Source organism: Kutzneria kofuensis, assembly GCF_014203355.1.
Lineage (GTDB): Bacteria > Actinomycetota > Actinomycetes > Mycobacteriales > Pseudonocardiaceae > Kutzneria > Kutzneria kofuensis.
On record NZ_JACHIR010000002.1, the window covers coordinates 147,600 to 160,935 of the forward strand.

The 13,336-nt window shown below is 70.2% G+C and carries 9 protein-coding genes; 8 read left to right on the forward strand and 1 reads right to left on the reverse strand.

Annotated features, from left to right (window positions below):
* Positions 1–2: 2 nt before the first annotated feature.
* From BJ998_RS39875 to BJ998_RS39885, 3 genes are read left to right on the forward strand one after another with little or no spacing between them, the layout of a single operon-like run.
* Positions 3–2,135, forward strand: a complete 2,133-nt coding sequence (locus BJ998_RS39875; protein ID WP_184869324.1) for a hypothetical protein — start codon at positions 3–5, stop codon at positions 2,133–2,135.
* 12 nt (positions 2,136–2,147) lie between these two features.
* The gene (locus tag BJ998_RS39880) at positions 2,148–4,835 is read left to right on the forward strand and encodes an exo-rhamnogalacturonan lyase family protein (RefSeq protein ID WP_184869325.1); all 2,688 of its coding nucleotides are present in this window, start codon (positions 2,148–2,150) and stop codon (positions 4,833–4,835) included.
* On the forward strand, positions 4,832–5,845 hold the full coding sequence (locus BJ998_RS39885) for a rhamnogalacturonan acetylesterase (RefSeq protein ID WP_184869326.1): 1,014 nt from the start codon (positions 4,832–4,834) through the stop codon (positions 5,843–5,845). The genes BJ998_RS39880 and BJ998_RS39885 overlap by 4 nt, the downstream gene beginning before the upstream one ends.
* A gap of 177 nt (positions 5,846–6,022) precedes the next feature.
* Here the strand turns inward: BJ998_RS39885 and BJ998_RS39890 are convergent, their stop codons facing one another.
* Entirely contained in the window at positions 6,023–6,982 is a 960-nt protein-coding gene (locus BJ998_RS39890) for an SGNH/GDSL hydrolase family protein (RefSeq protein WP_246490035.1), read from the reverse strand.
* Positions 6,983–7,481: 499 nt separating this feature from the next.
* Here BJ998_RS39890 and BJ998_RS39895 point away from each other — a divergent pair, with 499 nt between their 5' ends.
* Genes BJ998_RS39895 through BJ998_RS39915 form a run of 5 tightly spaced genes read left to right on the forward strand, consistent with a single transcriptional unit; the run spans position 7,482 to position 13,322 of the window.
* Positions 7,482–8,507, forward strand: coding sequence for a LacI family DNA-binding transcriptional regulator (locus tag BJ998_RS39895; protein ID WP_184869328.1), 1,026 nt, complete (start codon positions 7,482–7,484; stop codon positions 8,505–8,507).
* 50 nt (positions 8,508–8,557) lie between these two features.
* Entirely contained in the window at positions 8,558–9,781 is a 1,224-nt protein-coding gene (locus BJ998_RS39900) for a sugar ABC transporter substrate-binding protein (protein WP_184869329.1), read from the forward strand.
* A gap of 7 nt (positions 9,782–9,788) precedes the next feature.
* Complete coding sequence (locus BJ998_RS39905) at positions 9,789–10,739, forward strand: carbohydrate ABC transporter permease (RefSeq protein WP_184869330.1); 951 nt, start codon at positions 9,789–9,791, stop codon at positions 10,737–10,739.
* A 59-nt stretch (positions 10,740–10,798) separates the two neighbouring features.
* On the forward strand, positions 10,799–11,560 hold the full coding sequence (locus BJ998_RS39910; RefSeq protein ID WP_184869746.1) for a carbohydrate ABC transporter permease: 762 nt from the start codon (positions 10,799–10,801) through the stop codon (positions 11,558–11,560).
* Between the two features lie 37 nt (positions 11,561–11,597).
* Positions 11,598–13,322 carry an amylo-alpha-1,6-glucosidase gene (locus tag BJ998_RS39915; RefSeq protein WP_184869331.1) on the forward strand — a complete coding sequence of 575 codons (1,725 nt, stop codon included), beginning with the start codon at positions 11,598–11,600 and terminating at the stop codon, positions 13,320–13,322.
* The last annotated feature ends 14 nt before the right edge of the window (positions 13,323–13,336 follow it).

Below are 13,336 nucleotides of genomic sequence, written 5' to 3' on the forward strand. Positions count from 1 at the left end.
CGATGACCAGGTTCGGGACGCGGGTGGCCGTGCTGCTGGCGGTCGGTCTCGTCGTGACGCAAGGCGCTGCCAGCGCCCGGCCCGCGCAGACCGCCGTCAAGGCGTCCGGGATCACCGCTACCGTGAACACCGACGGCAGCTACCAGATCCGCACCCGGCAGCCCGCCGACTGGACGTTCAGCGGGACCGTCGGCCACCCGCTGACCAGCCGGAGCAACACCGCCGGGAGCGACTCCATCGGCGGGTACCAGCAGGTGACCTTCGGCTACACCGACGGCGTGCCGCGCACCGCCAGCATCCGGGTGTACCAGAACGCGCCGGTCGTGCTCTTCAGCGCGACCAACCAGTCCGCCGCGGCCAACAGCGCCGCGGCGACGTTCCCGGCGCTGACCACGCCCGCGCTGCCGTACCGGGAGTCGTTCCAGCACAAGCAGTTCTCGCCGTACCAGTTCAACGGCTCGCTGGCGCCGGACAGCCCGCTGGTGAGCTTCGACGGCCACGACAACGGGTTTCTGGTGTCCGCCGCGGACAACTTCGCGGTGGCCAACCTGACCCGGGGCGCCAACACCGTGGCCAACGGGATCACCTCCGGCGTGACGACCCTGCCGGCCGGGTTCACCCATCGCACGATGCTGGTCGCCGGTCAGGGCATCAACGCAACGTTCACCACCTGGGGCTCGGCACTGACGGCGTTGGGCGGCAAGCGGCCCATCCCCAACGACGCCGGCGTCACGCTGAACAACCTGGGTTACTGGACGGACAACGGCGCGAGCTACTACTACAAGTACGACACCTCGAAGGGTTATGCGGGCACGCTGACCGCCGTGGCCAAGGACTTCGCCTCCCGTGGTGTCCCGCTGGGCTATCTCCAGCTGGACAGCTGGTGGTATCCGAAGGGGTCGTCGAACAGCTGGCAGGGCAACGGGACCGACCGCGGCGGCGAGTATCGCTACCAGGCGGCGCCGGAGTTGTTCCTGAACGGCCTGGCCGCGTTCCAGAAGCAGCTCGGACTGCCGCTGGTCACCCACGCGCGGTGGATCGACGCCGCCAGTCCGTATCGGCAGCAGTACACGATGTCCGGCGACGTGGTGACCGATCCGGCGTTCTGGAACAGCACCATGAACTACCTCGCCGACGCCGGCGTGGCGACGTACGAGCAGGACTGGTTGTCGTCGGGCGCGCAGCCCCGGTACAACCTCACCGATCCCGACGCGTTCACGGGCAACATGGCCAACTCGGCGGCGGCGAAGAACGTCAGCGTGCAGTACTGCATGGCGTTGCCGTGGAACAACCTGCAGAGCACGCGCTACCAGAACGTCCAGACCGCGCGGGTCAACGAGGACCGGTTCGAACGATCGAAGTGGGACACGTTCTTGTTCGGCTCGCGGCTGGCCAGCGCGCTCGGCGAGTGGCCGTGGAGCGACGTGTTCCTGAGCAACGAGACCAGCAACCTGCTGTTGGCCACGCTGTCCGGCGGCATGGTCGGCGTCGGGGACGCGATCGGCAAGGAGAACACGACGAACCTGCTGCACAGCGTCCGGTCGGACGGTGTGATCGTCAAGCCGGACGTGCCGATCGTGCCCGTGGACTCGGTCTATCCGGCGATGGCCCAGGGTGGCACGCCGCCAATGGTCGCCGCCACCCACACCGACCACAACGGACTGCGGGACGGGTACTTCTTCGCCTACGCCCGCAACGGCGGCTCACAGTCGATCAGCTTCCGCCCCAACGACCACGGCATCGCCGGCGTTTCCTACGTGTACAACTACTTCACCGGGGCCGGAAGGCTGGTGCCGGCCGGTGGGACGTTCACCGACACGGTCAACGCCGACGGCTCCTACTACCTGGCCGCACCGGTTGGTCGGTCCGGTATCGCGTTCCTCGGGGACGCCGGCAAGTTCGTGTCACTGGGCGGCAAGCGCATCACCCAACTGTCCGACAACGGGACCGTGCGGGCCACCGTCAGCTTCGCGGCGAACGAGAAGTCGGTGACGCTGCACGGTTACGCCCCGACCGCGCCGACGGCCACCGGCAACACGGTCGGCGCGGTGCACTACGACTCGGCGACCCACCTGTTCACGGTGACCGTGACGCCGGGAACCGACCACAACGCCGTCATCACGCTCACTCGCTAGGAAAGGTCGCCGATGCCGTTTCCGAGACGAATCTTCCTGGCCGGCACCGGCGTGGCGGCCGCGGCCACCGCACTGGGTGCGCCGGCGGCCGCGACACCGACCACGCCGACGGCGGACCTGCACTGGCTGGACGGTCCGCCACCGGCCCCGGCCGGTAGCACCTGGGGGGTGCCGTGGCCGCGTGGCCAGGTGGCCAAGGGTGCGACTTTCGCGCTGGCCAGCGCGGACGGGGCGCCGGTTCCGGTGCAGTCGTGGCCGTTGGCCTACTGGCCGGACGGCAGTCTCAAGTGGACCGGACACGCGATCGGCGCCGAAACGCCGGTGGCTGGGGCGTTCCGCCTCAGCACCGGCGCCCCGGCCGCTCCCCAACATCCCGTTGCCGTGTCGAAATCGGGCGACGAGATCAGGCTCGGCAACGGGATCGTCGACGTCCGGCTGGCCGCGCACGGCCCCACGCCCATCCGCTCCGTCGCCCGTAACGGCACGGTCGTCGGTCGTGACGGGCAACTCACGCTGTTGTTGCAGGGACAGCAGGACGAGGCGGACGTGGTCCGGCGCACCGAGTGGGCCGGGTATGTCACGTCGGCGACCGTCGAGCAGGCCGGCCCGGTACGGGCGGTCGTGAAGTTGACCGGACGCTATCGCCTTCAGGGCGAAGTGCGCTCGGTCCTGCCGTGGACGCTGCGCATCTACCTCGGGGCCGGCGACGAGGCGATCCGCCTGGTGCACCACTTCGTCTGGGACGCCGACGTCGACCACGACCTCATCCGGGGGCTCGGGCTGCGGATCGCGGTGCCGATGACCGAGGAGCCGCACAACCGGCACGTCCGCTTCGGCACGGCGGCCGGCGGCATCTGGGGCGAGCCGGTGCGGGTGCTGACCGGGCTCCGCCGCGACCCCGGGTCGGCCGTGCGCGCCGCCCAGGTCGCCGGCACCGCCACCCCGCCCGTCGACCAGTGGTCGCAGCAGGTGCGCGACGGATACCAGCAATTGGCCATGTGGAACGACTTCACCCTGTTCCAGGAGACCGCCAACCACTTCTCGGTGTGGAAGCGGACCTCGGCCAAGGCGAGTTGGCTCAAGCACGCCGGGCACGGCGACCGCGCCTCGGGGTTCGGTTACGTCGGCAGCACCAGCGGCGGCATCGGCTTCGGCATGAGCGACTTCTGGCAACGCTTCCCCCGCGCGGTGGACATCCGCGGCGCGGCCGGCGACACCGCCACCGTCACGCTGTGGTCGTGGGCGCCGCAGGCCGGCGCGATGGACCTGCGCCCCTACGACACCACGGCCCACGGCCTGGACCTCTCCTACGAGGACGTACAGCCGGGATTCGCCACCCCGGAGGGCGTGGCCCGCTCCACCGAGATGTGGCTGTGGGCCCTCGACAGCACGCCGTCACGTACCCGGGTGGCGCAGCTTCCCGCCGAGGTCAGCGCGCAGATCGTGGCGCCGCCGGCCCGGTACCACGAGGCCGGCGTCTTCGGCCGCTGGAGCCTGCCCGACCGCCGCACCGCGACCCTGGCGGCCTACGAGGACGGCGTCGACCGGGAGGTCGCCTTCTACGCCGGCCAGGTCGACCAGCGCGAGTTCTACGGGTTCTGGCACTACGGCGACGTCATGCACACCTACGACGCCGACCGGCACTGCTGGCGCTACGACGTGGGCGGATACGCCTGGGACAACGCCGAACTCGGCACCGACGCCGCGCTGTGGTACGTGTTCCTGCGTACCGGACGGCCCGAGGTGTTCCGGCTGGCGCGGGCGATGACCCAGCACGTCAGCGAGGTCGACACCCACCACAGTGGACGGTTCGCCGGCCTCGGCTCGCGGCACGCCGTCTCGCACTGGGGCGACGGCGCCAAGGAGGCCAGGGTCGGCGAGTCGTTCACGAAGCGGTTCGCCTACTACCTCACCGCCGACGAGCTGCTCGGCGACCTGATCAGGAGCTCGCTGCGGGCCGACGCCACGCTCCGTTCGATCGATCCGCTGCGCGAGGTCCTGCCGCCGCAGAACCAGGCGCCGGCCCGCGTGCGCATCGGACCCGACTGGTACGCGTTGGTGAGCAACTGGCTGACCGAGTGGGAGCGCACCGGCGACACCCGGTGGCGGGACCGGATCGTCGTGGGCATGCGTGACATCGCCACCTTCCCCGCCGGGTTGTTCACCGGCGAGGCCGGCGGGGCCGTCGGCTTCGACCCCGCCACCGGGCACCTGACCAACTTCGGGCGCGGCGACTTCGACGGCGGCTACAACCTCTCGATGGCGTTCTGCGGCGAGCAGATCCTGTGGGAGGCGCTGGACCTCGTCGACGTGCCCGAGTTCCGCCGCACCCTGCTGGACTTCGCCCGCTACGTGCAGGCACCGTCGGCGGAGAAGATCGCCCGCTACGGCCGGGACTTCAACCCCGGAGTGTTCAAGACGATCTACTCCCGGGTGACGGCGTGGGCCGGCGAGCAACTGGCCGACCCGGCGATCCGGACCCGGGGCTGGCAGCAGTTCACCTCCGACCCGAGCGGCCAGCCGTGGCCGGCGGCGGTCCGGGTGTCCGGCACGGCCGTGCCCGTGCCCGTCGACGAGATCCCGACCCGGGGCACCTCGAACCCGGCCGGCGACTTCGCCACGTTCGCCACCAACGACTTCGCCCAGCGCACCCTCGCCTACATCTCCCTGCTCGCCATCGCCCCGCAGGAGGCCCCGTGATCACCCCGCTCGTCAGCGCCGTCGCCCTGCTGTCCCTGCTCACCACCTCCCCCGCCGCCACCTCGTATTCCTTCAACGTCCCGCCCGGCGACTACGACGTCACGGTCACCCTGGGCAGCACCACCGCCGCCGCGCAGACCGGCGTCCAGGTGGAAGCGCGGCGCACGATGCTCGCGCCGGTCAGCACCCGCGCCGGCGAGCTGCGCCAGGAGGTGCTGTCGGTCAACGTGCGCAGCCCGGAAAGCATGCCCACCGGCGAGGAGGGAACGGGCACCCCCGGCCTGCAGGTCCGCCTCACCGGTAGCCACCCGGCCGCGACCAAGGTGACCGTGGCACCGGCGCATCACCCCCACCTGTTCGTGATCAGCGACTCGACCGCCTCGGACTGGCTGAACGGTCCCAAGCGGGGCTGGGCCCAGGAACTGCCCCAGCTGCTGCGGCCCGGCATCGTGGTGGACAACTACGCCGACTCCGGCGAGAGCACCGTCAGCTGGCTGAGCAACCCCAAGCTGTTCGCCACCGTGCAACCACTGATCAAGTCCGGCGACGAGGTCCTGATCCAGCTGGCCCACAACGACAAGACGACCACCGAGGCCACGTTCCGGGCCAACCTGCGCAAGCTGGTCGACGGCGTGAAGCAGCGCGGCGGCATGCCGGTCCTGGTCACCCCGCCCGTGCGGCACATGTTCGACTCCCACGGCAAGCTCACGCCGACCGGCCTGATCGTCAACAACCTCGGCGTCGACCTGCCCGCGGTGATCCGGTCCCTGGCCGGTGAGCTGCACGTGCCGCTGATCGACCTCACCGCGCGCAGCCAGGCCCTGCTGGAACAGCTGGGCGAGAACGCGTCCTGGCCGCTGTACCTGACCGTCGCCCACGACGGCGTCCAGGACGCGTCCCACTTCTCCGAGTACGGCGGCACGGTCATGGCCAGTCTGGTCACGCGCGGCATGGTCGACGCCCACCTGCCCGCCGCCGCTTTTCTGCGCCAGCAAACCGCCGTGAACTAGCACTTCACCTTCGCACGTGAGTGGCTCACTTGGCCTCGGCGGCCGAGTGAGCCACTCACCTGCGCCAGGTCGCCGACGCCGGCATCACCAGGCTCGCCACCAGGGCGCTCGCGGCGACCAGGGCCGAGCGCCGGCCGACGCCGGACATCAGCTCTCCTTTCCGCGGGTATTCGTGGCTCACCGGAGGATCGAGGCGAGTCGGGCGGCGATCTTCTGGTGGCCGCCGTCGGTGGGATGAGTGCCGTCGGCGGTGTCGGTGGTCGGGTTGATCCAGCCTTCGGTGTCGACGAACCGGACCTTGCTGTCACCGGCCTTGTTCCGGGCGGCGACCGCGGCCTTCGTCTCGGCGACGTACCACTTCTTGAACGTCTCCATCGCGTAGATGGTGGCGTCCGGGTACTTCGCGCGGATCCGTTCCAGCAGCGTGATGTACGCGCTCTGGAACTGGGAGCTGGAGACGTTGTGCCCCCGGTCGTTGGTGCCGAGGTTGATCACGACATCGCTGGCCCGGTAGCGGGAGAAGTCCCAGTCCGGCGTGCTGGTGTCCAAGCCGGTCTTGAGGTACCGGTCCCGCATGCCGACGCACCCGTCGGCGGTCGGGTAGAGGCACACGCTGGGACGGGCGATCTGGGTGTGCGCGGCGCCCAACTTCTCCGCGGTCACCCAGCCGTACGCGGTCAGCGCCTCCTTGGACGACCGGTAGCCGGCCGTGATCGAGTCGCCGATGAACTCGATGATCCGGGACGGCACGGTCGGTGCCACGGTGTGCGCGCCGGCGTCCAGGACAACGCCCTGGAAAACCCCGTCACCATGGTAGGAACCGGCGACCTGGCGGTAGGCCACCCGCAGCGTGTGCGTGCCGGCCGGCAGCCGGGTCGGTGTCAGGTTCACCGTGCCGCTGACGCCCTTGTACGACACGAAGGCGCCGCCGTCGACGCTGGCGTACAGGTCGACGCTGTTGCGCTGGCGGAGTTTCACCGTGGTGCCGGTGAAGCCGACCACCGCGTAGGCACCGGCCCACCCGGGCACGTACGCACTCGACGAGCGGGTGTCCCACCGCCCGAAATACTTGATGTTGGCGTCGCCGGGCGAGCCGTCACCCGTGGCGGCCGCGGCCGGCTGCACCACCGTGATCATTCCGGCCACGAGCGCCACCGCGAGCGCAACGACTCGCGACCTTGTGTTGAACGGCATGGTCTGTCTCGCTTCTGCTCAATGTGGACAGTTCAGCGGCGATTCGAAAAGGTTACTGATGACACGCCGAAAACCGCTTCAGACCGAGGCCCATCGGTGTGCGGAAACGCATCGCGGTCAACGGCGGCGCGTGGTCGTTCGCACCGGTAGCCGGTGGTAAGAACCGAGATCCGACACCACTGACGAGGCCACCGCGGCCATCACGGTCGATGAAAATTACAGGTGAGCGCCCCTCGCAATGTCGGACATCCGTCGCCAAATGCGGCGCCGTGTCGAAACTGTCGAAGAATGCCGTGATGGTTGACACACCCGATACGCGTGCTTAACCTCGCTCCAACGCGAACCGGTTCGATGACCGGGACGCGACGGTTATCCCTTATCAGCCGGCGAACGGACCATCCGTCTCGCCTGATTGTCGAACCGGTTCGTACGGGGAGCGGCGTTGAACATCGGAGAGATCGCCCGCCGGGCCAACGTGTCGCGGAGCACGGTGTCCTACGCGCTGAGCGGCAAGCGACCGGTGTCCGAGGCCACCCGCCGGAAGATCCAACAGGTGGTCGACGAGTTGGGCTATCAACCCAACGCCAGCGCCCGGGCGCTGGCCAACGGCCGCACCGGCACGCTCGGCCTGGTGTTCCCGCCGGCGGTGGGCCACCACTACACGGCGATGCAGCTCGACTTCATGGGCAGCCTGGCCGACGCGGCCGCGGCGCACGAGCACGACGTGCTGCTGTCGACCGCCGGGCTGGACAGCGTGACGTCGCTGCGGCGGTTGCTGGCCGAACGCCGTGTCGACGGGGTGATCCTGATGGAGGTCCGACTGGCCGACGAGCGCATCGAGTACCTGCTCGAGGCCGACTTCCCGTTCGTCACCATCGGCCGCACCGACGCGGCGGACCGCACCAGCTGGGTCGCGGTGGACCACCGGGCGCTGGTCACCGCGTGCGTCGATCACCTGGCCGACCTGGGGCACCGCCGGATCGCCCTGGTCAACCGGCCGGAACGGTTGCTACGGGTCGGATACGAGTCGGCCCAGCGCGGGCTCGACGGTTTCCGCCGGGCCATGGCGGCCCGTGGCCTCACCGGCCGGCACTACCCCTGCGACGACGACGCCGCGTCCGGCCACGCCTGTGTCGAACGGATCCTCGCCGACGATCCGGCCACCACCGCACTGGTCACGCTGAACGAGGCGGCGCTGGGTGGCCTGTACCGAGGGCTGGCGGGTGCCGGCCGCACGGTGCCGCGCGACTTCTCCGTCGCCGGCGTGGCGCTGCCGCACTGGGCCCAGATGGTGACGCCGCAGCTCACGGCGGCCGACGTGCCCGCGGCGGAGCTGGGTCGGCTGGCGGTCGACCTGCTCGTGGCGCGACTCGCCGATCCGGCCGGTCCATCCGGGCATCACCTGCTCACGCCTCCCGTCTCACTGCGGGGCAGCACCGGCCCGGCGCCGCTTCCACTGTCCTCCTGACACCTTCCGGCCCGCCTCCCCACGCACTCCCCCGAGGAAGGGAACCCGCCATGAAGACCTCCAGACGCCTCACCCTGGTCGCCGTCGCCGCGATCACCGCCGCCGGGCTCGCCGCCTGTGGCTCGACGAGCGAGGGCAGTTCCGGCACCGACTACGTGGTCTGGGACCCGTATCCGCAGTTCACCGCCGACGCGGCGTGGGTGAAACTCCTCCAGTCGTGTGGGAGCAAGGCGGGCGTCACGGTCAAGCGGACGGCGTTCGACACCACGGACCTGACCAACAAGGTGCTGCTCGCCGCCCAGCAGGGCAACGCGCCCGACGTGCTGGTGGTGGACAACCCCGTGGTGTCCACATTGGCCGATGCGGGCGTGCTCACCACGACCGGCGACACCGGGATCGACACCTCCGGCGCGGACCCGAACCTGCTCGCCGCCGGGCAGCTGGACGGCAAGGCCTACGGCACGCCGATCGGGGCGAACACGCTGGCCCTGTTCTACAACAAGGAGATCCTGCAGGCCGCGGGCGTGGACCCGGCCTCGGTCAAGGACTGGTCGTCGCTGACGGCGGCGCTGGCGAAGGTCGCGGGCACCGGCAAGAAGGGCATCACGTTCTCCGCGATCGGCACCGAGGAGGGCAGTTTCCAGTTCCTGCCGTGGTTCTGGGGATCCGGCGCGCGGCTGGACAAGCTGGACTCCGCCGAGGGGATCGCGGCGCTGACGCTGTGGAGCGACTGGCTCAAGGCCGGCTACGCCCCCAACTCCGTGATCAACAACACCCAGACGACGAGTTGGCAGGACTTCGCCGCCGGCAACGTCGCCTTCGCCGAGAACGGCACCTGGCAGCTGGCGAACGCCAAGAAGCTGGGCTTCGCCTACGGGACGATCACCGTGCCGGCCCGCAACGGCGGCGCGGCGCCGGTGCCGACCGGCGGTGAGTTCGTCACGGTCCCGACGCAGAAGGACGCCTCCCGGTACGCCACGGACCAGAAGATCGTCTCCTGCCTCACCAGCGCGGATAACATCTACGCCACGGACACCACGCTGTCCTACGTCGCGCCGAGCGCCGCCGTGCAGCAGAAGCAGGCCGCCGCCGATCCGGCACTGCAGGTGTGGGTCGACGCCGTGCACGCCGCGAAGGGCCGCACCAGCGACAACCTGGGCACGAAGTACCCGAAGATCTCCGAGCAGATGTGGACCGCCGTGCAGGCCGCGCTGTCCGGGTCGAAGTCGCCGGCCGCGGCGATGCAGGCGGCGCAGGCCGCCGTGCCGCGGTGAGGGTCCGATGACCACCGATGTGCTGCGCGAGACCGGCACCGCCGCGACGGCCCCGGCGCCGGCCACCCGGCGCCGGCGGAACCTCGACCGGTGGGCCGCCTGGGGATTCCTCCTCCCGGTCACCGCCTACCTGGTCATGTTCTACGCCTATCCGTTGTACCGCAACGTCGACCTCAGCCTGCGCGACTACACGGTCCGCTCGTTCGTCCGGGGCGACGCCCCGTTCACCGGCCTGGCGAACTACGGGGTCGTGCTGCGTGACCCGGCATTCCTGCCCGCGCTGGCGCACACGGCGGTGTTCACCGGCGTGTCGATCGCCTTCCAGTACTCGATCGGCCTGGCGCTGGCGGTGTTCTTCCGCCAGCACTTCCGGCTCTCGGCCACGCTGCGGGCCCTGTTCCTGGTGCCGTGGCTGCTGCCGCTGATCGTGTCCGCGTCCACGTGGTCGTGGCTGCTCAACAGCGACTCCGGCATCGTCAACGCGGCGCTGGGCGCCGTCGGCCTGGGCCCGGTCAACTGGCTGACCTCGCCGCAGTGGTCGCTGGTGTCGGTGACCGTGGCCAACATCTGGATCGGCATCCCGTTCAACCTCGTGATCCTCTACAGCGGGCTGCAGACGATCCCGGCGAGCCTGTACGAGGCGGCGGCGCTGGACGGGGCGAGCGCGTGGCAGCGGTTCTGGCGGGTCACCTTTCCCCTGCTGCGGCCGGTGTCCGCGATCACGCTGCTGCTCGGGCTGATCTACACGCTCAAGGTGTTCGACATCATCTGGATCATGACCCGGGGCGGCCCGACCGACTCGTCCACCACCTTCGCCACCTGGTCCTACCGGCTGGGCTTCGGCACGCTGGTGCCGTCCTTCGGCCCGGCCGCCGCCGTGGGGAACCTGCTGGTCATCACCGCGCTGGTGTTCGGCCTCGTCTACATCCGGTTCCAGCGGAAGCTGGTGGCGTCGTGACGCTGCCCGCGCTCCGGCGCAAGGGAAAGACCGCCCTCGCGCTGCTGCTGACCGCCGTCATGCTGTTCCCGGTGTACTGGATGGTCAACGTGTCCTTCACCCCGGAGCAGGACATGCGGAAGTCGCCGCCCAGCCTGTTCCCGGTGCACGGCACGCTGGCCGGCTATCGTGCCGCGCTGGCCGAGCAGTTGCCGTACCTGGGCACCAGCGTGGTGGTCGCGCTCGGCACGGTCGTGCTGACTGTGGCCCTGTCCGCGCCCGCCGGGTACGCGCTGGCCAAGCTGCGTCCGCGCGGCGCCGGCGTGCTCAACTTCCTCCTGCTGGCCGCGCAGATGATTCCCGGAATCATCATGGCGATGGGCTTCTACGCCGTCTACCTCGACCTCGGGCTGCTGCGGTCGGTGCCCGGCCTGATCGTCGCCGACTCGACGCTGGCCGTGCCGTTCGGGGTGTTCATCTTCACCGCGCTGATGTCGACCATTCCCGACGAGCTGCTGCAGGCGGCGAAGACCGACGGTGCGAGCCGGCTGCGCACCTTCTGGTCGATCGTGCTCCCGATGAGCCGCAACGCAATCGTCACCGTCTCGGTGTTCGCCTTCCTGTGGGCGTGGTCGGACTTCATCTTCGCCAGCACGCTGGACAACGGCGGCTCACACGAGCCGATCACCCTCGGCATCTACCACTACATCGGCAACAACAACCAACAGTGGAACGCGATCATGGCGACCGCCGTGTTCGCGTCGATCCCGGCCGCGGTCATTCTCGTGCTGGCGCAGCGCTATGTGGCCGCGGGCGTCACCGCGGGCGCCGTCAAGGACTGACCTCTCCCTTCCCAGCGAACGAATCGAGTGCCGACCGATGAGCGCCGTCACCGAGTTCTCCGTCCACGACATCCCGTTCTCCCACCACGGTTCCTGGTTCGGCATCTCCCCCGTGCTCGGCCAGCACTCCCGGGCCGACGACCTGCACCTCGTTTCGCACCGCACCGGGATGCACGGTGTGCTGCGCCTCGTGCCGGTCGACCCGTCGACCGGGCAGCGGATCGACGCCACGATCCGGGCCACGCCGGCCGTGTTGAGTTGGGAGCACGCCGGTGGGCGTGTCGACCTCGCCTACGACACGCCGGACGCCGTGCGCCTGCGCGGCACCGGGCCGGGTCTGCGGATCGAAGCGGCGGCCAGGGAGCTGACCCCGTTCACCGGAGCCTACTTCTGCCCGGACGCGTCCGGCGGCGGATACACCTTCACCGCCTACGAAACCGGGCGGCGGTACCGGATCACCGTGCTCGCCGGGCAGGTGGCGGAGGTGTTCGGCGCGCAGGCGCTGGGCGCCGCCGAGCGAGGGCTCACGGTCACCGGGGACCCGTGGGAGATCGCGATCGAGGAACTGAGCGGGGTCGGCGCACCCTACCGTGCGGCCCGCGACTTCGAGCAGGTCGTGCGGGCGAGCGCCGACGCCTTCGCCGGATTCGTCGACGCGGTCGCGCCGTGGCGGCGGGACGACACCCCCGCCGCCGAGCTGGCCTGCTACGTGCTGTGGTCGGCCACCGTGGCGCCGGAGGGCTTCCTCGGCCGCCCCGGCGTGCTGATGTCCAAGCACTGGATGGACAAGGTGTGGAGCTGGGACCACTGCTTCAACGCGCTGGCCCTCGCACCTGGCGCGCCGGAGCTGGCCTGGGATCAGTTCTCGGTGATGTTCGACCACCAGGACCCGACCGGCGTGCTGCCCGACTCGGTCACCCATTCCGAGGTGCTGTACAACTTCGTCAAGCCGCCGATCCACGGTTGGGCGCTGGGCGCCCTGCGGCGGCTGCTGGTCGGACGGCTGGGCCGCGACGAGCTGATCGAGGCCTACCACCGGGTGGCCCGCTGGACCGACTTCTGGCTCACCTGCCGGCGTGCGCCCGGCGACGCGCTGCCGCATTACCAGCACGGCAACGACAGCGGCTGGGACAACGCCACCACGTTCGATCCCGAGCGGGTCGTCGTCACCGCCGACCTGGCCGCGTTCCTCGTGTTGCAGCTGCGTGAGCTGGCCGACCTCGCCGCCGAACTCGGCCTGGCCGACGACTCCGCCCGGTGGGACGGCCTGGCCACGACCACTCGGAACGCGCTGCTGGACGAGCTGTGGACCGGCGACCGCTTCTACACCCGCGGTGTCCACACCGGACAGAAGTGGTCCACCGACAGCCTGCTCGACCTGATGCCGATCGTGCTCGGCGAGCACCTGCCCGGCTCGGTCGGCACGGTGCTGGCCGAACGGATCGCCGCGCATCTGACCCCGCACGGGTTGGCCAGCGAGCTGCCCGCGTCGTCGCACTACCGGTCCGACGGCTACTGGCGCGGCCCGATCTGGGCCCCCGCCACCATGCTGGTCGTCGACGGCCTGCGCCGCGCCGGACACGGCGACCTCGCCCGGCGGGTCTCCGACCGGTTCCGGGCGCTGTGCGAGGCATCCGGCTTCGCCGAGAACTTCGACGCGCTCACCGGCGAGGGCCTGCGCGACCGGGCCTACACCTGGACCGCGAGCGTGTACCTCCTGCTGGCCCGCGCCCACGTGGCCGATCACACGCCGAACTCCTGACCCTGCCGACCGAG